Origin of the sequence: Roseococcus suduntuyensis (assembly GCF_014196305.1) — a bacterium.
GTDB lineage: Bacteria > Pseudomonadota > Alphaproteobacteria > Acetobacterales > Acetobacteraceae > Roseococcus > Roseococcus suduntuyensis.
The window spans coordinates 315,799-339,502 of record NZ_JACIDJ010000001.1 but is presented as its reverse complement, the minus strand read 5'-3'; the positions used below and the strand labels follow the sequence as shown (position 1 = coordinate 339,502).

20 protein-coding genes are annotated in these 23,704 nt (G+C 72.7%); 11 read left to right on the top strand and 9 right to left on the bottom strand.

The window, feature by feature from the left end:
• Positions 1 to 6: 6 nt before the first annotated feature.
• The 9 genes from tssC to GGQ83_RS01515 all read left to right on the top strand — a co-directional run bounded on the left by tssC (position 7) and on the right by GGQ83_RS01515 (position 10,422).
• Positions 7 to 1,518: a type VI secretion system contractile sheath large subunit gene (tssC, locus tag GGQ83_RS01555; RefSeq protein WP_184381836.1), complete on the top strand. Its 1,512-nt coding sequence runs from the start codon at positions 7 to 9 to the stop codon at positions 1,516 to 1,518.
• Between the two features lie 20 nt (positions 1,519 to 1,538).
• Positions 1,539 to 2,345 (top strand): type VI secretion system accessory protein TagJ, encoded by an 807-nt coding sequence (locus tag GGQ83_RS01550; RefSeq protein ID WP_184381835.1) that lies wholly within the window; start codon positions 1,539 to 1,541, stop codon positions 2,343 to 2,345.
• Positions 2,342 to 2,821, top strand: coding sequence for a type VI secretion system baseplate subunit TssE (tssE, locus tag GGQ83_RS01545; RefSeq protein WP_184381834.1), 480 nt, complete (start codon positions 2,342 to 2,344; stop codon positions 2,819 to 2,821). The genes GGQ83_RS01550 and tssE overlap by 4 nt, the downstream gene beginning before the upstream one ends.
• Positions 2,818 to 4,650: a type VI secretion system baseplate subunit TssF gene (tssF, locus tag GGQ83_RS01540; RefSeq protein WP_184381833.1), complete on the top strand. Its 1,833-nt coding sequence runs from the start codon at positions 2,818 to 2,820 to the stop codon at positions 4,648 to 4,650. The genes tssE and tssF overlap by 4 nt, the downstream gene beginning before the upstream one ends.
• Positions 4,647 to 5,594: a type VI secretion system baseplate subunit TssG gene (gene tssG / locus GGQ83_RS01535; RefSeq protein WP_184381832.1), complete on the top strand. Its 948-nt coding sequence runs from the start codon at positions 4,647 to 4,649 to the stop codon at positions 5,592 to 5,594. Before tssF ends, tssG begins: the two co-directional genes overlap by 4 nt.
• 13 nt (positions 5,595 to 5,607) lie before the next feature.
• Positions 5,608 to 7,089 carry a class I SAM-dependent methyltransferase gene (locus tag GGQ83_RS01530; RefSeq protein WP_184381831.1) on the top strand — a complete coding sequence of 494 codons (1,482 nt, stop codon included), beginning with the start codon at positions 5,608 to 5,610 and terminating at the stop codon, positions 7,087 to 7,089.
• Positions 7,089 to 8,537, top strand: a complete 1,449-nt coding sequence (locus tag GGQ83_RS01525; protein WP_184381830.1) for a class I SAM-dependent methyltransferase — start codon at positions 7,089 to 7,091, stop codon at positions 8,535 to 8,537. The genes GGQ83_RS01530 and GGQ83_RS01525 overlap by 1 nt, the downstream gene beginning before the upstream one ends.
• Before the next feature lie 135 nt (positions 8,538 to 8,672).
• Positions 8,673 to 9,281 carry an OmpA family protein gene (locus tag GGQ83_RS01520; RefSeq protein ID WP_184381829.1) on the top strand — a complete coding sequence of 203 codons (609 nt, stop codon included), beginning with the start codon at positions 8,673 to 8,675 and terminating at the stop codon, positions 9,279 to 9,281.
• A 379-nt stretch (positions 9,282 to 9,660) separates the two neighbouring features.
• On the top strand, positions 9,661 to 10,422 hold the full coding sequence (locus GGQ83_RS01515; RefSeq protein ID WP_184381828.1) for a hypothetical protein: 762 nt from the start codon (positions 9,661 to 9,663) through the stop codon (positions 10,420 to 10,422).
• Here GGQ83_RS01515 and GGQ83_RS01510 read toward each other — a convergent pair whose 3' ends face one another.
• The 9 genes from GGQ83_RS01510 to fsa form a co-directional block, all read right to left on the bottom strand.
• A complete protein-coding gene (locus tag GGQ83_RS01510; RefSeq protein WP_184381827.1) occupies positions 10,423 to 11,004 on the bottom strand; it encodes an anthranilate synthase component II in 582 nt (193 codons plus the stop codon).
• Between the two features lie 62 nt (positions 11,005 to 11,066).
• Entirely contained in the window at positions 11,067 to 12,947 is a 1,881-nt protein-coding gene (locus GGQ83_RS01505) for a DUF2207 domain-containing protein (RefSeq protein ID WP_184381826.1), read from the bottom strand.
• 30 nt (positions 12,948 to 12,977) lie between these two features.
• On the bottom strand, positions 12,978 to 13,547 hold the full coding sequence (locus GGQ83_RS01500; protein WP_184381825.1) for a LemA family protein: 570 nt from the start codon (positions 13,545 to 13,547) through the stop codon (positions 12,978 to 12,980).
• A 54-nt stretch (positions 13,548 to 13,601) separates the two neighbouring features.
• On the bottom strand, positions 13,602 to 15,185 hold the full coding sequence (locus GGQ83_RS01495) for an ABC transporter substrate-binding protein (RefSeq protein ID WP_184381824.1): 1,584 nt from the start codon (positions 15,183 to 15,185) through the stop codon (positions 13,602 to 13,604).
• 86 nt (positions 15,186 to 15,271) lie between these two features.
• A complete protein-coding gene (locus tag GGQ83_RS01490; protein WP_184381823.1) occupies positions 15,272 to 16,144 on the bottom strand; it encodes a PhzF family phenazine biosynthesis protein in 873 nt (290 codons plus the stop codon).
• Positions 16,141 to 16,941 (bottom strand): exodeoxyribonuclease III, encoded by an 801-nt coding sequence (locus GGQ83_RS01485; RefSeq protein WP_184381822.1) that lies wholly within the window; start codon positions 16,939 to 16,941, stop codon positions 16,141 to 16,143. Before GGQ83_RS01485 ends, GGQ83_RS01490 begins: the two co-directional genes overlap by 4 nt.
• A 12-nt stretch (positions 16,942 to 16,953) precedes the next feature.
• Entirely contained in the window at positions 16,954 to 17,889 is a 936-nt protein-coding gene (locus GGQ83_RS01480) for a tyrosine recombinase XerC (protein WP_184381821.1), read from the bottom strand.
• Positions 17,886 to 18,440, bottom strand: a complete 555-nt coding sequence (locus GGQ83_RS01475; protein ID WP_184381820.1) for a hypothetical protein — start codon at positions 18,438 to 18,440, stop codon at positions 17,886 to 17,888. Before GGQ83_RS01475 ends, GGQ83_RS01480 begins: the two co-directional genes overlap by 4 nt.
• A gap of 234 nt (positions 18,441 to 18,674) precedes the next feature.
• Positions 18,675 to 19,328: a fructose-6-phosphate aldolase gene (gene fsa / locus GGQ83_RS01470; RefSeq protein ID WP_184381819.1), complete on the bottom strand. Its 654-nt coding sequence runs from the start codon at positions 19,326 to 19,328 to the stop codon at positions 18,675 to 18,677.
• Between the two features lie 64 nt (positions 19,329 to 19,392).
• Between fsa and GGQ83_RS01465 the strand changes: the two genes are divergently transcribed.
• A complete protein-coding gene (locus tag GGQ83_RS01465; RefSeq protein WP_184381818.1) occupies positions 19,393 to 21,582 on the top strand; it encodes a primosomal protein N' in 2,190 nt (729 codons plus the stop codon).
• 158 nt (positions 21,583 to 21,740) lie between these two features.
• Positions 21,741 to 23,687, top strand: a complete 1,947-nt coding sequence (gene tkt / locus GGQ83_RS01460) for a transketolase (RefSeq protein ID WP_221223437.1) — start codon at positions 21,741 to 21,743, stop codon at positions 23,685 to 23,687.
• Positions 23,688 to 23,704 lie beyond the last annotated feature (17 nt).

The window sequence follows — 23,704 nt, the reverse complement described above, 5'->3', positions numbered from 1 at the left end:
GCCCTCGTGACCGACGGGGGCGCGCTGCGCGGGCCGGTGCTGGACGGGCGCTTCTTCGGGCATGGCGCGCCCGAGGCCGCGCCGCTGGCGGCCTTCCTGGCGGAGGCTGACCCGGCCGCCCTGCTGCGCGCCTGGTTCGGCACGGAGGCGCTGCGCGAGGCGGCGGCCCGGCCCGACCGCGCCGCGCGGCTGATGGAGGCGCTGGACCGCGACATCGTGGCACTCGACGCGGCCATTTCCCGGCAGCTCGACCGCGTGCTGCACGCGCCGCGCCTCACCCGGCTGGAGGGCTCCTGGCGGGGCCTGCGCTGGCTGGTGGATGGTTTCGCGCAGGACCGCCTGGTGAAGATCCGCCTGCTGCCCCTGCGCTGGCGCGACGCGGCGCGCGACCTGGAGCGCGCGGTGGAATTCGATCGCTCCGCCCTGTTTCGCCTGGTCTATGAGGAGGAGTTCGGCACCCCCGGCGGCGAGCCCTTCGGCATGATCGTGGCCGACTACGAAATCCGCGGCGGGCCGGCGCCGGGGCATGAGGTGGATGACATCACCGTGCTGGCGCAGCTGGCCGGCATCGCCGCCGCCGCCTTCTGCCCCTTCGTGCTGCCGGCCTCACCCGCGCTGCTGGGCCTCGATGATTTCCACGACGCCTCGCCCACGCTGAACATCCTGGACGCGCTCCGCACGCCCGAGCGCGCGCGCTGGCGCGGCCTGGCCGCGCGGGAGGACACGCGCTTCCTCGCCATCCTGCTGCCGCGCACGCTGGGCCGGCCGCTCTGGCGCGACGATGGCAGCCGGGATGACCGCTTCCGCTACCGCGAGCACGCCAAGGGTGCCGCGCAGCGCGTCTGGACCACGCCCGTCTATGCCATGGCCGCGGTGGCCGCCCGCGCCTTCGCGCGCTACCGCTGGCCCGCCGAGATCCGCGGCGCCGAGCCGGTCTGGGACGCCATGGGCGGCGTGGTGGAGACGCTGCCCCATGAACGCTTCCGCGCCGACCCGCCCGGGCCGCCGCCCCGCCCGCCGCTGGAATTGAGCCTGACGGACGACCAGGAACGCCAGGCGGCCGAGGCGGAGATGATCGCACTCTGCGGTCTCGAAGCCCTGCCGGAGGCGAGTTTCGGCGCCGTGCCCACTTTGCACCGCCCGCCGCGCATGACGAGCGACGCGGCCAATGCCAACCAGCGGCTGTCGTCGCAGCTGAACAGCGTGCTCTGCGTCTCGCGCTTCGCGCATATCGTGAAGCTGATGGGGCGCGACATGGTGGGCAGCTTCGCCTCGGCCGAGGATGTGGAATTCCGCCTGCAGACCTGGCTCAGCAAGCATATCAGCGGGCTGGCCGGCGGCGGCGACGCGGCCGCGCGCTACCCGCTGCGCGATGCGCGGGTGGAGGTGCGCGAACGCCCTGGCAAGCCGGGCAGCTATGGCTGCACCATCATGTTGCAGCCACACTACCAGCTGGACGAGGTGGGGGCCTCCTTCCGCCTCGTCACCGAACTCGCGGCGCCCCGGCAGGCCGCCTGAACAACAAGGAAACCAAGGCGATGGCATCGGCGGGCGAGGCGTTCAAGGCAGGCGATCTGGCGGCGGCCATCGCGGCGCAGCAGGCGGTGGTGAAGGCGGCCCCGCGCGATTCGGGCGCGCGCTGGTTCCTGGCGGAATTGCTGCTCTTCGCCGGCGAGGCCGAGCGGGCCGACCGCATGCTGGATGCCGCCGTGCTGGAGGAACCTTCGCCCGCCGTGCTGGAATTCCGCAAGCTGTTGCGCGCCGAGGTCATCCGCCAGCAGGTGTGGGGCGAGGGCCGCGCGCCGAAATTCTCGGGCGAGGACGCCACACCCGCGCAGACCACGGCCGTCCGCGCCGCTGTCCTGGCCCGCGCGGGCGAGATGGAGCCCGCGGAGGAAGCGGCGCTGGCCGCCGAGGACAGCCGCCCCGCGACCCCCGGCACCGCGGAACTGGCCGATGGCACCACCATCGCCTTCGAGGATTTCCGCGACGCCGATGACCTGATGGCCCCCATGGTCGAGGTGCTGACCACCGGCGGCGATCACATCCTGGTGCCGCTGGAGCGCATCGAGAGCCTGGAGTTCGAAGCCCCCCGCCGCCCGCGGGACCTGGCCTGGCGCCGCACCACCATCACGCTCCGCGAAGGCACCGAGGGCGTGGTCTACATGCCCGCCATCTATCCCGGCGCCGCCGCCCAGCCCGATGCGCTGCGCCTGGGCCGCGCCACGGAATGGACGGAAGGCCCCGGGCCGGTGCGCGGCCATGGCCAGCGCCTGTTCCTGGTGGGCGAGGAGGCGGTGGCGCTGGCCGATCTCGCCACGCTGCGCTTCGCCGCCCCGGGATGAGCGGCCGCGCCCCTCCCCAGCGCCTGCGCCTGCCGCTGCTGGACCGGCTGATGGATGACCGCCCCGACCGCCTCGAGGACGAACCCATGAAGCTGTCCGAAGCCATGGACCGGCTGCGGCTTTCCGTCCGGCGGGACCTGGAGGCGCTGCTCAACGCGCGCCGCCGCCGCTGGCCGCTGCCGGCCCAGACGCCGGAACTTGCCCTCTCCCCGCTGGGCTATGGCATCCCGGACGCGACGGCGGGAAGCTACGCCCTGCCGGAGCGGCGCGAGGCGCTGGCGCTGGAGGTGGAGCGCATGATCCGCCGCTTCGAACCGCGCCTGCACGCGGTGAAGGTGACGCTGCGCGAAGGCGGCGATGAGCTGGACCGCACGCTGCGCCTGCGCGTGGACGCCCTGCTGCACGCCGAGCCCATCAGCTTCGAGACGCTGATCGAGGCCGTCAGCCACGAGGTCCGGGTGGCCGAGCGCGGATGAGCGAGAGCCTTCTCCCCTTCTACAACCGCGAACTGGCGGCCCTTCGCAAGCTGGCCGGGGAATTCGCGCAGGCGAACCAGAAGGCGGCCGGGCGGCTGCGCATCGCCACCGACGGCACGGTGGACGACCCGCATGTGGAGCGCCTGCTGGAAGGTGTCGCCTTCCTCGCCGGCCGCGTGCAGCAGCGGCTGGATGACGAACTGCCCGAGATCACCGACGCGCTGCTGGAACTGCTCTCGCCCCACCTGCTCGCGCCGGTGCCCAGCATGGCGACGGTGCGCCTCTCGCCCAAGCGCGACGCGCGCGGCCCCGCGGTGGTGAAGCGCGGCACGCCCATCGAGACGGAGCCGGTGCGGGGCGAGGTGCTGCGCTACCTCACCTGCCATGACGTGACGCTCTGGCCCGTGCGGATCGAGGCGGCGCGGCTGATGGGCCTGCCGCTGGAGGCGCCGCCCAACCCGCGCGCGCCGGGGGCTTCGGCCTGCCTGCGCATCACGCTGCGGACCACCGCCGAGGGGCTTGGCTTCGCGGAGACGGGGCTCGACCGGCTGCGCCTGCATCTGCGCGGCAGCCACCAGGTCGCGGCCGCGCTGCACGAGCTACTGGCCACCGCCTGCGTGGGTGTGGCGCTGGCCGATGGTCCCACTGACGCGATGCCCACTTTGCTGGACGCCACGCAGCTCCGCGCCGTGGGGTTCGAGCGCGAGGAGGCGGCACTTCCCTGGCCGCAGCGCGCCTTCGACGGGCATCGGCTGCTGACCGAGTATTTCGCGCACCCGGAGAAGTTCCTCTACCTCGAACTCGGCGGGCTGGAGGCGCGCAGCCTCGTCCAGCAGGGCGACCGGCTGGAGGTGTTCCTCTACCTCAGCCGTGCCGCGCCCGAGCTGGAGCGCATCGTCGCGGCCGAGACGCTGGCGCTGCATTGCACGCCGGTCGTGAACCTCTTTCCCTATCGCTGCGAGCCCATCGCGATGGACGGCACCCAGTCGGACTGGCTGGTGATCCCGGATGTGCGGCGTTCGGCCGCGCTGGAACTCTACAGCGTGGAAAGTGTGCGCGAGAGCCGCCCCGATGGCCGCCGCCGCACGGTGCTGCCCTTCCAGCGCCTGGCCCGCGACGCGGGCGAGGAGGCCGAGGCCGCGCCCATGCAATGGGTGGCCGCGCGCGGTTCCGCCGCCGCGCCGCTGACGGGCACCGAAACGCGGCTGCTGCTCTGCGACCCGGGCTTCAACCCCGAGGCCCCGGCCGATGGCGTGCTGACCATCGAGGGGCTCTGCCTCAACCGCGACCTGCCGGAGCTGCTGCCCTTCGGCGGCGGCCAGCCGCGGCTTCGCATCAGCGACCCCGCGGCCCCGGCGGAGGCCATGGCGGAATGCCTCTACGCCCCCACGCCCAGGCTGCCGCCCCGCCTGCGGGACCGGGGCGCCTGGCGACTCGTGTCGCACCTCGCGCTGAACCACCTCTCCGTGATGGGCGGGCCCGATGCGGCGGCGGCGCTGCGCGAGATGCTGCGCCTGCACGACTTGCGCGACACGCCGGAGACGCGGGCCGCCATCTCGGGCCTCGTCTCGGTCACGGCGGGCAGCGGGCTGGCGCGCATTCCGGGCCAGCGGCCGGGCGTCTTCGCGCGCGGGCTGGACGTGACGCTGACCTTCGAGGCCCAGGCCTGGAACACCGGCGGCCTGTTCCTGCTGGCGGCGGTGCTGGAGCGGTTCCTGGCACTCCAGGTCTCGGTGAATGGCTTCGTCCGCACCCGCGCCCTGCTGCGCGGGCGGGCGAACCCGGTGGCGAGCTGGCCGCCGCGCAGCGGCACGCGGGTGCTGCTGTGACGGCCAGCCCTCCCACGGCCCGCCCGCCGAAAGACGCCCTCGCCCAGGATCCCGAGCTGTTCGACCTCGACCAGGCGGCCTTCGTCATCGCCCCCGGCCAGGACCCGGTGGAGCTGCCCTTCGCCAGCCAGCCGCGCCTCGCCCTGCCACTCAGCGAGGTGACGGCGGCGGACCCCGCCACGGGCGCGCTGACCACGCCGCTGTTCGGCCTCATCGGGCCGACCGGCACGCTGCCGCGCCACTACACCGCGACGGCGGCGGCGGAGCTGCGGGCGCGCAACCGCGCGCTGGCGCAATTCCTGGACCTGCTGGCGCGGCGCTTCACCGGCATGTGGGTGAAGGCCGGCGCGAAGTATCGCCCCACCCGCGACCCCGAGCCCGCGACGCGCGCGCTGGACGCCGTGATCGGCCTGGGCACGCCGCATTTGGGGGCGCGCCTGGCCGTCCCCGCGCCCAGCCTGCGCTACCATGCGGGGCACCTGGCCGCCCGCACGCGCAGCGCGGCGCGGCTGGCCGCCATGCTGGCCGAGGAGGCCGGCACCCCCGTCGAGATCGTGGAATTCGCCGGCGGCTGGCTGCGCCTGCCGCCCACCGAGCAGACACGCCTGGGGGCGGCCCATGCCGCGCTGGGGGATTCCGCCACCGCCGGCGCGCAGATCTGGGACCCGCAGGCGCGCTTCATCATCCGGCTGGGGCCGCTCGACGCCGCCGCATTCGCCGAGCTGCTGCCCGGCCGGCCGCTGTTCGACCGGCTGTGCGGGCTGACGCGCCTCTTCGTGGGGCCGGAACAGGAATTCGTGCTGAACCCGCTGCTGAAGCCCGAGGCGGTGCCGGCGGCCCAGCTGGGGGCGGGGGCGCGGCTTGGCCTCACCTCCTGGATGGGAGGCGCCAAGCCCCGCCGTTCGGTGGCCCGCGACGCCCTGCTGCGCCCGCCCGCCCTGTGAGGATGCCCCCCGCATGACCGTCTGGAGCCACGGCTACGTCGCCGACAGCCCCTACACCTTCTCCTACCAGCCCGCGCAGGCGCCGGGGCACCTCGCCATGGTCTGCGCCATGGCGGGCGTGGTCTGGGCGCCCCAGCCGCGCATGGCCATGCTGGATATCGGCTGCGGGCGGGGGCTGACGGTCAATGTGCTGGCGGCCGCCAATCCGGGCTGGCATGTGCTGGGGCTGGACTACAACCCGGCCCACATCGCCGAGGCGCAGGAGCTGGCCGATGCCGCCGGCAGCGCCAATGCCGGCTTCTGCGAGGCCGACCTGGCCGAGATGACCGATGCCGAGATGGACCGGCTGCCGGAATTCGACATCGTCACCATCCATGGCGTCTGGACCTGGGTGGCCGATGCGGTGCGGGCTGGCATCGTGCGGCTGCTGGCGCGGCGGCTGAAGCCGGGCGGGCTGTGCTACATCGGCTACAACGTCCAGCCGGCCTTCGGCGCGGATGCGGCCTTGCAGCGCCTGTTCATGCACCTGGCGGGGCAGGCGCGCGGCTCCTCCCGCGCGCGGGTGGAGGCGGCGCTGGAACAGGTGCGGGCGCTGGCCGCCACCAACCCCGCCCAGCTCCCCTCCACGCCCATGCTGCGCTACCTGCTGGACAAGGAGCAGCGGCTGGACACCGCCTATCTCGCGCATGAATTCCTGACCTCGCATTGGCGCCCGGCCTTCCATGAGGATGTCTGCGCGGCGCTGGCCCCCGCGAAGCTGGAATTCGTGGGCAGCGCCACGCTGCACGAGAACATGCCGGACCTGCAGCTCGATGCCGCGCAGCGCGCCACCTATGAGGGCATGCCGCCCGGCCCGGCGCGGGAATTCATCAAGGACCTCTGCCTGCCGCGCGCCTTCCGGCGGGATGTCTTCATCCGCGGGCTGCGCCGCACCGACCATGTGGAGGCGCTGGACCGCCTGGTCATCGCCGCCTGCCGCGCCCTGCCGGAGGACAGCCCCAAGCTCTCCGTCCCGGTGGGCGAGGCGGAACTCGCGCCCGCCATGTGGCAACCCATCGCCGCCGCCCTGCGCGAGGGGCCGCAAAGCCTGCATCGCCTGCGCCATCTGCCCGAGGAACGCCGCCCCAACCCGGCCGAGCTGCTGGCCGTGCTGCAGGGCACCGGCCTGGTGGTGCCCGTGCTGCGCGAGCCGCAGGTGACGGAGGAGACGCAGCGCTTCAACCGCGCCCTCTTCGCCGCGACGCTGGCCAGCGGGGACCGGGAGGGGCAGTTCGCCCTGGCCTCCTCCGCCATCGCGGGTGGGCTGCCCTGCGCCTGGCTGGAAATGGCGCTGGCCGTGCAGCCCGACATCCTGGACGCCCCGCCCGAGACCCTGGCCGCGCGGCTGCTGCCCCATCTGGACGAAGAAGGCCGGGCGGAGGCGGCGACGCTCATCGGCCGCATCCAGGCCGAGCGCATTCCCGTCTGGCGCGGCCTGGGCCTGCTGCCGGGCTGATGGGCGCCGCCTATTCCATCGCCTTCCAGGCCCAGCAGACCCCGGCGCATTTCGCGCTGGTCGCCGCCATGGCGGGTCACCCCTGGACCCCGCGCGAGCGGATGGTGGTGGTGGACCTCGGCTGCGGGCGCGGGCATGTGGCGCAGGTGCTGGCCGCAGCCAATCCGGGCTGGACGGTGTTCGGCCTCGACCACGATGCGGCCGCCATCGCGGAGGCGCGGCAACTCGCCGCCCGCGCGGGCCTCGCCAACGCGAACTTCCTGGAGCTGGACCTCGCCGCGCTGGACGGCGCCGAGCTGGACCAGCTGCCCGAATGCGACGTGGTCATGGCGCATGGCCTCTGGGGCTGGGTGTCGGACGCGGTGCGGGCGGGGGTGGTGCGCTTCCTCGCGCGGCGGCTGAAGCCGGGCGGGCTCGTCTATGTCGGCACCAACGCGATGCCGGCGGCCGGGGCGGAGGCGGGGCTGCAACGCCTGCTGCGGCACCTGGCGGGCGGCGAGGCCAGCGCCGAGGCCGCCCTCCATGCCATGGCCCGTCTGCGCGCCCTGGCCGAATCCGGCGGCCTGAACCTGCCGCGCACCCCGATGCTGGAGCGCCTGCTGGCCGAGCCCTGCGTGCTGGAACCCGGCTTCGTCGCCCATGAATTCCTGACGCCGCATTGGCGCCCCGTCTTTCACGAGGACCTCGCCGCCGCCCTGGCCCCGGCCCGGCTGGAATTCCTGGGCAGCTGCAACCTGGCCGAGGCCCTGCCGGCCCTGGCCGGCACGCCCGCGCAGCGCGCCGCCCTGGCGCCGCTGGAGGGGATGGAATTCGCCAAGGACCTGCTGCTGCCGCGCCCCTTCCGCGCCGATCTCTTCGTGCGCGGCCGGCGCCGGCAGGACCCGGACGCCGCCATGGACGCGCTGCCGCTGGCCGCCTGGCAGGCGCCGCCCGCCACCTCACCCGCGCTCCGCACCGCCGAGGGAAGGGCTGCGCTGCCCGAGGCCGCCTGGGCGCCCATCGCGGCGCTGCTGGCCGAGGGGCCGGCGCGGCTGGGCGCGCTGCGCGCCGCGGTGCCGGAGGCTCTGCGCCCCCAGCCGGCGGAATTGCTGGCGCTGTTGGTGGACACGGGCCTTTGCCTGCCCGTCTTTCGCCCGCCCGCGACCGCGCCCGCCGCCACGCGCTTCAATCGCGCCGCCGCCGCATTCCACGCGCCGGGGGGCGAGGGCAGGGGGCATTTCGCCCTGGCCTCGCCCGTCGCCGCTGGAGGGGTGCCGGCAGGGGCGCTGGACCTCGCCTTGGTGGGCGCGCTGCTGGCGGGCGGCGACGCGGCCCACCCGGAGGCGCTGCTGGCGCAGTTCCAGCCTGGGCTGGGCGGCGGGGCGCGGCTGGCGGCGCTCTCGCGCATCCGCGAACGGCTGGCCGAGGCGCTGCCCCTCTGGCGGCGCTTCGGCATCCTCCCCGCCTGACCCGCCGTTGCGCTTTCGCTTCCACCTGCCCGCCTTGGCGCTCTACGCTTCCGGCCGGAAACGCTGGCGTCTGATCGGCTTCGGTGGAATCGCCGAAGCCGTGAATCAGCCGCCCGGCAATTGTAGGAGGCCATGATGCCCACCTTCCTCCGCGCCGCGCTGCTGGTTTGTGGCGCATGGCTGCCCTTCGCCGCGCTGGCCCAGCCGCCCGCGATCCCTGCTCCACCGGCCGCCGCGCCGCCCGCGGCCGGGCCCGATGCCGAGGAACGCCAGATCATCGAAAGGCTGACGCGGGGCATCCGCGTGCCTGGCCGCCCGGGCAATGAGGGCACCACGGGCGGCGCCCCGGCCGCGCCCCAGGGCGAGGCCGGCAAGGCCCCTGGGGAGGAGGAACCCCCCTCGGTCAACCTGACCGTCTTCTTCCCCACCGGGTCCGCGCGCATCACGCCCCAGGCCGCCGACGCCCTGGCGGCACTGGGCCGCGCGTTGAATCGCGAGGAGCTGCGGCCCTTCCGCTTCCGCGTGGAAGGCCACACCGACACCGAGGGCGATGCCCAGATGAACCAGATGCTCAGCGAACGCCGCGCGCTGGCGGTGCGCGAGCACCTGATCGAGAAGTTCGGCATCGCCCCGCAGCGCCTTTTGGCGCAGGGCATGGGCGAAAGCCGCCTGCTGATCCCGACGCCCGACAATTTCCCCGAACCCCGCAACCGACGCGTGCAGATCGTCAACCTGGGCGGGTAGAGTGCGGCAGGGGTCGGGCGGCCCCCGCTGGAAGGGAGTGCAGGGCACGATGGATGATGACGCCACCGTGCGGCTGGCCCGGCCGGGCGCGGTTCCAGCGTCAAAGGCCACGCCGCCGCGTCGCGGGCCAGCCCTGGCGGGGCCGATTCTGGCGGCCCTGGGCCTTGTGGTCCTGGCCGCGGGTGGGGCCGCGCTGTGGTGGTGGCCGCGCGAGGGGCCGCCGCCGGAGGCGCCGCTGGCCGTCGCGCCACCTGTCATGGCGCCGCAGTCGCAGCCCCCCATGGTGCTGGCGCCGCCCCCGGCCGTGGCGCCCTCACCGCCGGCGCCTGCTCCTCAGGCGCCTGCTGCCTTGGCGCCTCCCCTCTTGGCGCCTCCCCTTTTGGCGCCCCCCCTTTTAGCGCCGCCGAGCCGCGGCCATGCCGAGATCGCCGCCCATGTGGCCACCCGGCCCACCCTGTTCCGCTGGGACGCCAACCCGCTGGTCTTCGTGCTGGATTTCCCGGACCTGGCCAGCCAGGGGGCGGCGATGAACCGCGCCGCCGCCCTGATCGAGAAGGCCCGCACCCCGCGCGACCGCGTGCTGGACGACACCGCCCTGGCCGCCGCCATCGCCGCCGACCGGAACACGCCCGACGACTATTATTTCGGGCACAATTACCGCGCCTCGGACCTGGCGCGGATGTTCGCGCTGGCCGAACGGGACGGCATCGCGCTGAACCCGCAGGAGGAATGGCTGCGCGAACAGGTGGCGCTGGTGCGGTCCCTTGCCCCCGGGCGGGATGCCGCCATCCTGACCGTTCCCGGCCTGGGGCCCGAGGTCACGCCCGCGCTGCGCGCCGCCATCCTGCGGCATGAACTCGCGCATGGGCAGTTCTTCACCCTGCCCATGTTCGCCGCCCATGTGATGACCGTCTGGCACCGTGGCATGACGGAGCAGGAGCGCGCCGCTATCCGCGCCTTCCTGGGCCGCGAGGGCTATGACACCGCGCAGGAGGAGATGATGGCCAACGAGGCCATGGCCTACATCCTGCACACGCCCGACCGCGAGGTCTTCGACCCGGTGCGGGAACTGGGCTGGGATGAGGCGCAGGTGGCCCGCATCCGCGCCCTCTTCGCCGAGGGCGCCCCCCCGGAGCCGTGATCAGGCTGGCACGCGCGCCCGGTCGAGAAAATTCTTCAGGATGCCGTGGCCGTGCTCGGAGGCGATGCTCTCCGGGTGGAACTGCACGCCATGGATGGGCAGCTCCCGGTGGGCGAGGCCCATGATGAGCCCGTCCGCCGTCTCGGCCGTGATGACGAGGTCGGCGGGGAGCGTCTCCCGCTTCACCACCAGCGAGTGATAGCGCGTGGCGCGCAGCGGCGAGGGCAGGCCGGCGAAGAGGTCCTGGCCCTCATGCTCCACCTCCCACACCTTCCCATGCACGGGCTCAGGCGCGCGGATCACCTCGCCGCCGAAGGCCTGGCCGATGGCCTGGTGGCCGAGGCAGACGCCCATCAGGGGCAGCTTCGCCTCGGCGGCGGCGGCGATGAGCGGCAGGCAGATGCCGGCCTCGTTGGGCGTGCAGGGGCCGGGCGAGAGCACCACCGCATCGGGCCGCATGGCGAAGACATCCTGCACCGTCAGCGCGTCATTGCGCCGCACCACCGCCTCCACCCCCAGGTCGCCCAGGAAGTGGTAGAGGTTGAAGGTGAAGCTGTCGTAGTTGTCGATGAGCAGGAGCATGGGGTCCAACATGGCGAGGCCATGCCCGCCCGGTCAAGCACGCCGTGCCATGGCGCGGCGCGTCACCACCCGCCGCCGCCCCGGCTGCCCCCGCCGCCACCCGAACGCCCGCCCCCGCCCGAGCCGCTGCTGGAAGGCGAGCGCGCGGCCGAGCCATAGGAGCTGGCCAGCGCGCTGCCGAGGCCCGACAGCCCCGACCCCCGGTAGCGCCCACCCCGATACCAGCGCGGCTGGTAGCCCTCGGGCGAGGTCGCGGCGCGGGCCAGCACGTCGCTGAACTGCCGCGTCCAGGCCGTCTCCACGCCCAGCGCCACGGCATAGGGCAGCAGCGCCTCGAAATGCTCGGGCGTGCGGTCGGGCGGATTGTGGAAGCGCAGGCGCTCGGCCTCGGCCACGGTGAGGTAGAGGCGCATGCCCTCGATCTCGTCCAGCGCCTCGCGGCCGGTGGGGGTCGGCGCCTTCAGCAAATGGTGGAAGATCACGTTCACGGCGACGAGGGCTATGGTGCCGGCCACCATCTCCCAGCCCATGACTTCGACCGCGAAGAAGATGCCGAACAGGGTGAACCCGATGATGACCAGCGAGGACACCGCGGCCATCACCATCCCGACGGCCTCGCGGAGGCCGATCCCCGCGCGCCATTGCCGGACATCCCGGACCAGCCGAAGCGGCACGTGCAGCGCCGCCCCCGAGAAGGCGCCCACCATCAGGACGAAGGGCGCCACCTCCAGCACATGCGGATGGGTCAGCGCCATGGCCGCCCAACCCAGCAGCGTGATGAGCACGCCCAGCACTTTCCAGCCCGTATTCCGCCGGAAGAAGACGCGGTTGAAGGTGGCGTCCAGATGCCGCCGCAGCGCCGAGCGCGCGGTGGAGAGCGCCGAATGGTTGCCCTGCGCCAGCACGATCATCTGGCGGCCGCCCAGCAATTGCTGCAGCAACACGGCCTCGCCGGCGGAGGGCGCGGGCGCGCCGGGGGGCGGCACGGCGCGCGTCAGGATGATCTGGCGCGAAGCGTCCTCGCTGATGGTGAGGTGCCCCTTCACCGCGAGGCTGATCACCGCGGCGGACAGGCATTGCGCGTCGAAGCCCATGCGCTCGATGAAGCGCATGGCGGCCGGCGGCAGGCTGGGCTGGTAGACGGGAATGATGGGACCGCCGCGCGGGTCGCGCCCCACCCGATGCCAGACGAAGCCGTAATAGGCCAGCAGCAGCGCCAGCACGACGCCGCCCACCTCCAGCGGGGAGCGGTTCATCAGCCAGTGCAGCGCCCCGTGCCGCGCGTCATGGGTGACGAAACCCTGGGGGAAGCCCACGGCGATGGTGAGGTTCTCGCCCGCCGCGAGCGGCCGCGTGGTGCGGAACTCGATGCGCCCGTCGCCGGGGTTGGTGATGCGCGCATCGCTCCCGCGCTCCCGCGCGCGGCCGGTATAGGCGGATTGGCGCGTGGCGGTGGCGCCCTGCGGCAGCACCACCTCGGCCGAGAGGCGCAGCACGGGGAAGGCCCAGCCCGTGCCGTTCACGTTCCAATAGACCTCGTCGAAACCCTCGAAGGCGCGGACCTCGTTCTCCATGCGGAAGCGCAGGCGGTAGCGGTGGACGCCATGCGTCAGCACCGCGTCCGCCCGGCCGAGATAGACGCGCACGCCGCCGCCGATGCGTTCGGTGCGGAAGGTCTCCGGCTCGCCGTTGCGGGTGGCCTCCAGCACCTGGAACCCGGCGCGGAAGAGGCCGGCGGGATCAATGGGGCGCAGGTCATAGTCGCGGTAGATGCCGCGGCGGATGGCCTGGCCCAGCGCCAGCACCTCGATCTCCTCCGTGACGATGAGGGCGCCATCGGCCTGGATCTCGATGCGCGCGGAGAAGTCCCGCGTGACCTCGACCTGTTGCGCGAGCGCGGCCCCGGCCGTGAGCCAGAGGAGAAGCGCCAGCAGCCAGCGCATCAGCGGCCCACCCACTTAGCGGCCCACCACTTAACGGAAGGAGACGGGGACGGGGCGGGAGGCGGCTTCGGCTTCGGCCTCGTCCAGCGTGAAGAACTCCGAGGCCGCGAAGCCGAAGGATTTGGCCACGACGTTGGAGGGGAACTGCTCCACCGAGACGTTCAGCTCGCGCGCCGTGCCGTTGTAGAAGCGGCGCGACATCTTGATGCGGTTCTCCGTCTCCGTCAGCTCCTGCTGGAGCTGGCGGAAATTCGCGTCGGCCTTCAGCTCGGGATAGGCCTCGCTCAGCGCGAACAGGGATTTCAGGGTGGATTGCAGCGCGTTCTCGCTGCGCGCCTGGGCCTCGGGGCTGCCCTGGTTGGACATGGCCTCGCCGCGGGCGCGCACCACCTTCTCCAGCGTCTCACGCTCATGCCCCGCATAGCCGCGCACCGTCTCGACCAGATTGGGGATCAGGTCGTAGCGGCGCTTCATCTGCACCTGGATGTCCGACCACGCCTCGCGCACGCGGATGCGCAGGCCGACGAGCCGGTTGTAGGTGACGATGACATAGGCGGCGACCAGCACCAGGACGCCGCCCAGGATATACACCAGTTCCATCACACCCTCCGCTGACTGTGCGCGCGGAGGTTGTAGACGAAACGTCCCCTCCCGTCAGGTCCGGCGCACGTTCCAGAACACCGGGATGCCGCCGGGCTGCATCACGCCCGTCAGGTTGCGGCGATGCGCCAGCGGCTGGAAGAACTGGCCGAGCGGGATGTAGGGCACGTCCTCGAACATCTGCCGCTGCAGGTCGGCGGCGATGCGCTGCTGGGCCGGCAGGTCGGGCGCCTCGAACCAGGCTTCGCGCAGGCTTTCCAGGCGGGCGCTCTCGGGCCAGCCGATGAAGCCCTGCCGCCCCTGGCCGCGCAGCATGAGGTGGCCGGCGGGGTTGAGGTGATCGAGCCCGCCCCAGTTGGTGCAGAAGGCGCTCCAGCCGCCGGCATCGGGCGGCGTCTGCTGCGCGCGGCGCTGCACCACCGTGCCCCAGTCCATGGATTGGAAGTCAATGTTGACCTGGAGGCGGCGGAACATGTCGGCCGCCACCTGCGACCAGGCGGCCAGGCTCGCGATGTCGGTGGTGCCGAGCAGCACGATGCGTTCGCCATTGTAGCCGCTCTCGCGGATCATGCGGCGGGCGGTCTCGATGTTGTTTTCGAAGACCTCCAGCCCCGCATCGCTGGCGAGCGGCGTGCCGGGGGTGAAGGCGCCCACGCCGGATTTGAAGCCCTGCGGGTCGCTGCCCATGAAGGCCGTCATGAAATCCGTCTGGCTGACGGCACGCAGCAGCGCCTGGCGGAATTTCGGGTTGTTCATCGGCGCGTGCAAATGGTTGGGCCGCATGACGGCGATGGAGCCCAGCGGGTCCGGCACCGTCACGTTCACGTTGCGGTTCCGCCGCAGCATGGGGGCGAGGTCCGGCGTCGCCACCTCCCACCAGTCCATCTCGCCCGAGACCATGGCGTTCGCGGCCGTGGCGAAGTCGGGGATGATGTGCCACTCGACACGGTCGAAATGCACGACCTTGGGGCCGGCCGTGCCGGAGGGCGTGCCGTTCGCGCGCGGCCGGTAGCCCGCGAATTTCTCATAGACCACGCGGCTGCCCGAGATCAGCTCGCGCGCGTTGAAGGTGAAGGGGCCGGAGCCGATCACCTGGTCGGGGCGGATTTGCGTGAAGGCATCGGTGGCCGCGATGCTGGCCGGCATGATGAAGGGCGCGTTGGAGGTGGGCTTGGCCAGCGCGTCCAGCATCAGCCCGAAGGGCCGGCTGAGGCGGATGGTGAAGCGCCGGTCGTCCAGCGCGCGCATCTCCTCCGTCAGCGCGGCGAGGCGCGTGCCCATGGCGTCGCGCTTGCCCCAGCGTTCCAGCGAGGCGATGCAGTCCTGCGCGCGGACGGGCTCGTTGTTGTGGAAGCGCAGGCCCTCGCGCAGCGTGAAGGTCCAGAGCTTGCCGTCATTCTCGACGGTGTGGCCCTCGACCATCTGCGGCTGCGGCTTGTACTCGTCATCCAGGCCGTACAGCGTGTCCCACACCGCGAAGCCGTGGTTGCGGGTGATGTAGGCGGTGGTCCAGACCGGGTCCATCACGGTCAGGTTCGCGTGCGGCACCACCTTGAGCACGCGGTTGGCCTGCGCCTGCACGATGGAGGGCGCGGCGGCGGCGGCCGCGGCCCCCGCCAGGAAGGAACGTCTTTGCATCTCTCAGTCTCCCATGCCCGTTACGGGTCTGGGTCCGGAGCATGACGAGCGCGGGGCCGACATGTCCAGAAATATGCTGCGCCGCGCTACAGCAGGGCCTCGCCCCGCAGCACGGGCACGCAGGCGCCGCCGACGGTGGCATGGATCGCGCTGCCATCGCGCCGCGCCGTGGTCCGCATCAGCGAGGGCCGGCCCATCTCGACGCCCTGGGTGATGTCGAAGCGCGCCGAGGCGTCGTCGGTGAGGGAAAGGCGCAGCGCGGCGAGCGGTGCGGCGGCGCTGCCGGTGGCGGCATCTTCCATCGTGCCGGTCAGGGGCGCGAACATGCGCGCGCGCAGCGTCTCCGCACCCGTCACGGCATAGAGGTAGAGGGGCAGGCCCCGCGCGCCCAGATGCGGGAAAGCCTGCGCGGCGGCGGCGAAGGCGGCGGGGTCCGGGCGCGCCTGGGCGAGCGCCGCCTCCGTCACCTGCGCGATGATGAAGAAATTGCCGCAGGCGGCGATGACGGGGGCGTGGCCTTCGGTGATCACGTCGGCGGGGGCGATGCCCACGCAGCCGGCCAGCAGCGCGGCATCCATCTCTTGGCCCAACGCCAGGGGCTGCGGCGCCGTGATCTCGGCGCTGTCGCCCGCCACGCGCACCTCGACCAGCCCCGCGATCTCCTCGAAGCGCAGCAGCCCGTCCACGGCGCGCGCGGCCAGCGCTACGCCCGTGCCCACATTGGGGTGGCCGGCGAAGGGCATCTCGCCCGCGCGGCTGAAGATGCGCACGCGGGCGGTGTTCGCGGGGTCCTCGGGCGGCAGGACGAAGGTGGTCTCGCTGAGATTGAACTCGCGCGCCAGCGCCAGCATCTCGGCGTCGGAAAGCCCGCGCGCATCGGGGAAGACGGCCAGCGGATTGCCGCCGAAGCGCGTGGTGGTGAAGACGTCGAGCGTGACGAAGGGGTAGCGGCGCGTCACTTCGCCAGTTCCACCATCACCGGCACATGGTCGCTGGCTTTTTCCCAGCCGCGCGCCTCGCGCAGGATGTGCTGCCGCTGGAGCTTGCCGCGCAGATCATCGCTGACCCAGATGTGGTCCAGCCGCCGCCCGCGGTCGGCCGCCGCCCAGTCGCGCGCGCGGTAGCTCCACCAGGAGTACAGCTTCTCACTGGCTGGCACGAAGTGGCGCACGGCGTCGTGCCACTGGCCCTGTTCCATCCAGCGCGCCATGGCGTCCACCTCGATGGGCGTGTGGCTCACCACGTCGAGCAGTTGCTTGTGCGACCAGACATCATGTTCCAGCGGCGCGATGTTCAAATCACCCACCAGCACGCGGCGACGGGTGGGCGCGCGGGTCGCGGTCCAGGCCGTCGCTTCCGCCACGAAGTCCAGCTTGTGCGCGAATTTCGGATTGGCCTCGCGGTCGGGAATGTCGCCGCCGGCGGGGACGTAGAAGTCATGCAGCTCGATGGGCCCGCCCGGCGCGTCGAGCAATGCCACCAGGTGCCGGCAATCGCCGCGCGCGCACCAGTCGGGCGCGTCCTCGATGACCTGCATCGGCACGCGCGAGAGGATGGCCACGCCATTGTAGCCCTTCATCCCCTTGGCCGCGATGTGGGGGAAGCCCAGCGCCTCGATCTCCGCGCGGGGGAAGAATTCATCGGGGCATTTGGTCTCCTGCAGGCAGAGCACGTCCGGCGCCAGCGCGGCGTCCAGCGCCTTCAGCAGCGGCCAGCGCAGCCGCACGCTGTTGATGTTCCAGGTGGCGATACGCAAGCGGGAAGCCTTTCAACGATCGGCGCGGGGATGGGCCATGCGCCAGGTGGCGAGAAGCCCCTCCGTGTCCACGGCGGTATAGCGCTGGGTGGTGGAAAGGCTGGCATGGCCCAGCAATTCCTGGATGGAGCGCAAATCCGCCCCGCCCGCCAGCAGATGGGTGGCGAAGGAGTGCCGCAGCGCGTGCGGCGTGGCGTGTTCCGGGATGCCGGCGAGGCGGCGATAGTCGCGCATGGATTTCTGCGCCACGGCGGCATCCAGCCGCTCACCCCGCACGCCGAGGAAGAGGGGTTCATCCGGCTCCGCGCCCGGCCGCTGCGCCAGCCAGGCGGCGATGGCCTCACGCACCACGGGCAGCACGGGGACGATGCGCGCCTTGCCGCCCTTGCCCATGATGCGAAGCGCCGTCTCGCTTCCCGGCAGGGGGGCGTCGCGCACATCAAGGCCCAGCGCCTCGGAAATGCGAAGCCCGCTGCCATAGAGCAGGGTGAACAGCGCCGCATCCCGCGCCGCCTGCCATTGCGGGCGGGGCGTGGCCTCGGTCATGCGGATGGCGGCGATGCCGGTGCCGAATTCGCGCGCATCCGCCGGCGAGAGGGCGCGGGGCAAGGGCGGCTTGCGGCGCGGGCCGCGCAGCCCGGCCACCGCGACAGGCGCCTTGCCCTCGCGTCGCGAGAGGAAGCGCAGGAAACCGCGGATGGCGGCCAGTTGCCGGGCACGGGTGGCGTTGGAGGCCCCCTCGGCCGCGCGGGCGGCAAGGAAGCCGCGCAAATCCGCCAGCCGCAGCGCCGACAGCGCCGCGAGGTCGGGGGTTGCGCCCAGATGGCGCGTCAGGAATTCCAGCAGGTCACGCACATCGCGCCCATAGGCCTCGACCGTGTGGGGGCTGGCGCGGCGTTCCTGGGCCAGCCAGTCGAGCCAAGCCTGGCGCGCGGCCTCGCCCGTCATGCGCGGTGCAGGGTGGCGTGCAGGGCGCGGGCCAGCACGTCGAGGGATTCGGGCTCGTTGGGCAGGTCCTCGGCGGCGCGGGCACCAAGGACCAGCGTGGCCTCGCCCACCCGCAGCAGCGCCTCGCGGCGGATCAGCGGCGCGGCCTCGCCATGCCAGGCGGGGTCGGCGCGGGCCAGGTCGCGCAGGGTGAGCGGCGCGGGGGCGGGGCGGGGCAGAAGGGTGGCGTGCTCGACGCCCAGCAGGGCGGGCCATTCATGGCGGACGCAGTCGCGCGGGTCAGTGGCGGCGATGAGGGCGAGGACGGCCTCGGCCACCTTGGCGGCAAAGCTGCGCCCGGTGCGCCCGGCGGCCAGCACCTGGCGCCATTCGGCCCGCCCGGCCTGGATCATCGCCGCCATGTGGTCGGCCAGCACCTCGCCATGCACGCGGCGGGGGGGTGTGAGGACGGCGTAGAGGCCTGGCCGCGCGGCGAGGAAGCCGGGATGGGCGCGCAGATAGGCCTCGACGAAGGCGGCCTCCTCGGCGGCGGATTTGCGGGCGGCGGTCATGGCGCGATGATGGCACGGGGCGGCGGAGTCAGGGAAACCCCGCGATCAGGGGCGCCGCAGTCCAGCGCCCAACAGGAGAAGCGCCCCTTTCCCACCCACCGGCCGCAAGGCGGCCGGCGCGCCCAGCCCAACCGCCGGGCCGGGCGGAACAGCGCGCGGCGCGGAAGCCAAGCCGGCGGAGCCGGTGCCCGGCGTTTGAGGGCACAAAAAACCTCCGCCCGGCGCTTGAGGGCGTCAAATAATGGTCTGCCCCGTCTTCGCCCAATCGGCCAGGAAGGCCTCCAGCCCCTTGTCCGTCAGCGGGTGCTTGAACAGGGCGCGGATCACGCTGGGCGGCATGGTGCCCACGTGGGCGCCGAGCTTCGCGGATTGCAGCACATGCACCGGGTGCCGGATGGAGGCGACCAGCACCTCGGTCTTGAAGGCGTAGTTGCGGTAGATCTGCACCACGTCCGCGATCAGCCCCATGCCGTCCTGGCCGATGTCATCGAGGCGGCCCACGAAGGGCGAGATGAAGCTGGCCCCCGCCTTGGCGGCCAGCAGCGCCTGGTTGGCCGAGAAGCAGAGCGTGACGTTGACCGGCGTGCCCTCGTCCGACAGCACCTTGCAGGTGCGAAGCCCCGCTTCCGTCAGCGGCACCTTCACGCACACATTGGAGGCGATGGAGCGCAGGTAGCGGCCCTCGGCCAGCATGGTCTCGTGGTCGGTGGCCGTCACCTCGGCGCTGACCGGGCCTTCCACGATGTCGCAGATCTCGGCGATCACCTCGCTCATCTTGCGGCCGGACTTGGCGATGAGGCTGGGGTTGGTGGTGACGCCATCCAGCAGGCCGGAACCGGCCAGGGCCCGGATGTCCGTGACGTCGGCGGTGTCCACGAAGAACTTCATTGTTGCATATCCCAAAGAGGCGGCGGGCTTGACCCGGGGCGGGCCGGTGCCCAGGGAATACCCCATGGCAGCACCCCCAAGAAAGGCCGGAAGGCGCATACGCGTCCTGCTCCCGCTGCCGCTCGCCGAGGCCTATGACTATTGGCTGCCCGCCGACGTGCCCGCGGGGCCGGGCAGCTTCGTCGAGGTGCCGCTGGGCGGCCGCACCACGCTGGGCGTGGTGTGGGAGGATGCGCCGGAGGGCGGCGTGGCCGAGGGCCGTCTGCGCGACGTGATCGCGCTCAAGCCCGCGCCTCCCATGCACAAGCCCCTGCGGGAATTCGTGGATTGGGTGGCGGCCTATACGCTTTCCCCGGCCGGGGCGGTGCTGCGGATGGCCATGGCCGCCCCCTCCGCGCTGGATGAGCCGGCGGCGGTGGCCGGCTGGCGCGCCGTGCAGCCACGCCCCGAGGGCGCCCGCATCACCCCCGACCGCGCCCGCGCGCTGGAGGCACTGGGCACGGCCACCCTGCCGGGCACGGAAATCAGTCGGCGGGCGGGCGTCTCGCCCGGGGTGGTGCGGGGCCTCGCCTCGGTGGGGCTGATCCGGCCCGCCAGCATGCCGCGCCAGGCCGCCTTCCCCCGCCCCGACCCGGGCCACGCGCCGCCCGTCCTGGCCGAGGCCCAGTCCCGCGCCGCCGAAGCCCTGGTGCGCGGCGTGGCGGCGCACGCCTTCGGCGTGACGTTGCTGGAGGGGGTGACGGGTTCCGGCAAGACCGAGGTCTATCTCGATGCCGTGGCCGAATGCCTCAGGCAGGGGCGGCAGGCGCTGGTGCTGCTGCCGGAAATCGCGCTCTCCACCCAATGGCTCACGCGGTTCGAACGTCGTTTCGGCGCGCCGCCCGCGCTGTGGCATTCGGAACTGACCTCGCGCACGCGGCGGGTGACCTGGCGCGCGGTGGCGGAGGGCACGGCGCCCGTGCTGGTGGGGGCACGTTCGGCGCTGTTCCTGCCGTTCCCCGACCTCGGCCTGATCGTGGTGGACGAGGAGCACGAGACCGCCTTCAAGCAGGAGGAGGGCGTGATCTACCACGCCCGCGACATGGCGGTGGTGCGCGCGCGCCTCGAACAGGCCGCCTGCGTGCTGGTCAGTGCCACGCCGAGCCTGGAGAGTGTCACCAACGCCAAGGATGGCCGCTACGCGCGCCTTGCCCTCCCGCAGCGCCATGGCGGGGCGAGCCTGCCCGAGATCCGCGCGTTGGACCTCCGCGTGACCCCGCCCGAGCGCGGCCGTTTCCTGGCCCCGCCCTTGGTCGCGGCCATCACCGAGACCCTGGCGCGCGGCGAACAGGCCATGCTGTTCCTCAACCGCCGGGGCTATGCGCCGCTCACGCTCTGCCGCACCTGCGGCCACCGGATGCAATGCCCCAACTGCACCGCCTGGCTGGTGGAGCACCGGGCGCAACGCCGCCTGCTCTGCCACCATTGCGGCCACACGGCGCCCACGCCGCCCGCCTGCCCGGAATGCGGCGCGGAGCATTCCCTGGTGCCCATCGGTCCGGGGGTGGAGCGCATCCAGGAGGAGGTGGCGGAGCTGTTCCCCGAGGCCCGCCGCCTGGTCATGGCCAGCGACACCATCCCCGGCCCCGCCGCCGCCGCCGAGGCCGCAAGGCAGATCGAGGCGCGGGAGGTGGACCTCATCATCGGCACGCAGATCGTGGCCAAGGGCTGGCACTTCCCGCATCTGACCCTGGTGGGGGTGGTGGACGCCGATCTCGGCCTGGGCGGCGGGGATTTGCGCGCGGCGGAGCGCACCATGCAGCTGCTGCACCAGGTGGCCGGGCGGGCGGGGCGCGAGGCGGCGCAAGGCCGTGTGCTGCTGCAAAGCTTCGCGCCCGACCACCCCGTCATGGCCGCGCTGATGGCCGATGACCTGCCGGGCTTCCTGGACGCCGAGGCCGCCCAGCGCGCCCCCGGCCATTGGCCGCCCTTCGGCCGCCTGGCCGCGCTGATCGTGAGTTCTGAGGATGCGCGGGCGGCGGAACGCGCGGCGCGCGACCTGGGGCTGGCCGCGCCCGAGGGCGAGGGGGTGCAGGTGCTGGGCCCGGCCCCGGCGCCGCTTGCCCTGCTGCGGGGCCGCCACCGCCACCGCCTGCTGTTGAAGGCGCCGCGCGGGGTGCGGGTGCAGCCCATCCTGCGCGACTGGCTGGGGCGGGTGGACGTGCCGGCCAATGTGCGGGTGCAGGTGGATGTGGACCCTGTTGGATTCTTGTGATCCGGGCTGAACTTGCCCACCCCGCCCACCCCCTCTAGAACCCCGCAAACTGAAGAGCAGCCCGAACCTTGGCCAGCATCGTCGATCCCACCGCCCCCAATCTCGCCCTCGCGGCCCAGGCGGCCATCCTGGCCCAGCCCGTGACGGAGGAGCGCCGGATGGCCGACGCCATACGCGTCCTTGCCATGGACGCGGTGGAGAAGGCCAAGTCCGGCCACCCCGGCATGCCCATGGGCATGGCCGATGCCGCCACGGTGCTCTTCACCAAGTTCCTGAAATACGATGCGGCCGACCCCCGCTGGGCCGACCGGGACCGCTTCGTGCTGTCCGCCGGCCATGGCTCCATGCTGCTGTATTCGCTGCTGCATCTGACCGGCCATGCGGGCATGGAGATGGAGGTGCTGCAGCGCTTCCGCCAGCTCCACTCCCCCGCCGCCGGCCACCCGGAATTCGGCGAACACCCGGCCATCGAGACCACCACCGGCCCGCTCGGCCAGGGCGTGTGCAACGCGGTGGGCATGGCGCTGGCCGAGCGCATGCTGGCCGCGCGCTTCGGCAAGTCGCTGGTGGACCACCGCACCTGGGCCATCTGCTCGGATGGCGACCTGCAGGAGGGCATCAGCCACGAGGCCCTGGCGCTGGCGGGGCATCTGGGCCTGTCCAAGCTGACCCTGCTGTGGGACGACAACCACATCTCCATTGACGGCGACACCGCGCTGTCCTTCAGCGAGGACGTGCTGAAGCGCTTCCAGGCCTATGGCTGGGCGGTGAAGCGGGTGGACGGGCATGACCACGCGCAGCTGACCGCCGCCATGGCCGCGGCCACGCGCAGCAGCAAGCCCACCATCATCGCCTGCCGCACCATCATCGGCTTCGCCGCGCCCAAGAAGGCCGGCACGGCGGGCAGCCATGGCGCGCCGCTGGGTGGTGACGAGATCGCCGCCGCCAAGTCCGCGCTGGGCTGGAATGCCGAGCCCTTCACCGTGCCCGAGGGGTTGAAGGCGCGCTGGGAAGAGGCCGGGCGCCGCTCCGCCGGCACCCGCCGTTCCTGGCTGAAGCGCCTGGCCAAGCACCCGATGCGCGCGGATTTCGAGCGCGCCATGGCCGGCAAGCTGCCCGACAACTGGAACGAGGCGCTGACCGCGCTGCGCGCCCAGCATGCGGCGGAGAAGCCCAAGATCGCCACGCGCGTGGCCTCGCAGCGGGCGCTGGGCGCGCTGGTGCCGGCCATTCCCGAGATGGTGGGCGGCAGCGCGGACCTCACGGGCTCGAACAACACCGATGTGAAGGGCATCCCGGCGGTGCGCCCAGGGGACTTCGCCGGCCGCTACATCCATTGGGGCGTGCGCGAGCACGGCATGGCGTCGGCCATGAACGGCATGGCGCTGCACGGCGGCGTCATCCCTTATTCCGGCACCTTCCTGGTCTTCGCCGACTATCTGCGCCCGGCGCTGCGGCTGGCGGCGCTGATGCACCAGCGCGTCATCCATGTGCTGACGCATGACAGCATCGGCCTGGGCGAGGACGGCCCGACGCACCAGCCGGTCGAGACGCTGGCCTCGCTGCGCGCCATCCCGAACCTGCATGTCTTCCGCCCGGCCGATGCCATGGAGACGGCGGAATGCTGGGACATGGCGGTGCGCCGCGCGGATGGGCCTTCGGTGCTGGCACTCTCCCGCCAGAACCTGCCCGCCCTGCGCGACGACGCCGGCGAGAACCGCTGCGCCCGCGGCGCCTATGTGCTGGCCGAGGCCGAGGGCGCGCGCGACGTGACGCTGATCGCCACCGGCAGCGAGGTGAGCCTCGCGATCGAGGCCCGCGCGCAACTGGCCGAGGCCGGCATCAAGGCCGCCGTGGTGTCCATGCCCTGCTGGGAACTCTTTGCCCTCCAGGACGTTGGGTATCAGGAGCAGGTGCTGGGCACCGCGCCGCGCATCGGCATCGAGGCCGCGCTGTCCTTCGGCTGGGATCGCTGGCTGGGGGCGAATTCGGCCTTCGTGGGGATGACGGGTTTCGGTGCCTCGGCCCCGGCCGACCAGCTCTACGCCCATTTCGGGATCACGCCGGCCGCGGTGGTCGCCGCGGCCCGCAAGCTGCTGTCATAATTCGAGAGAGGGAGTGC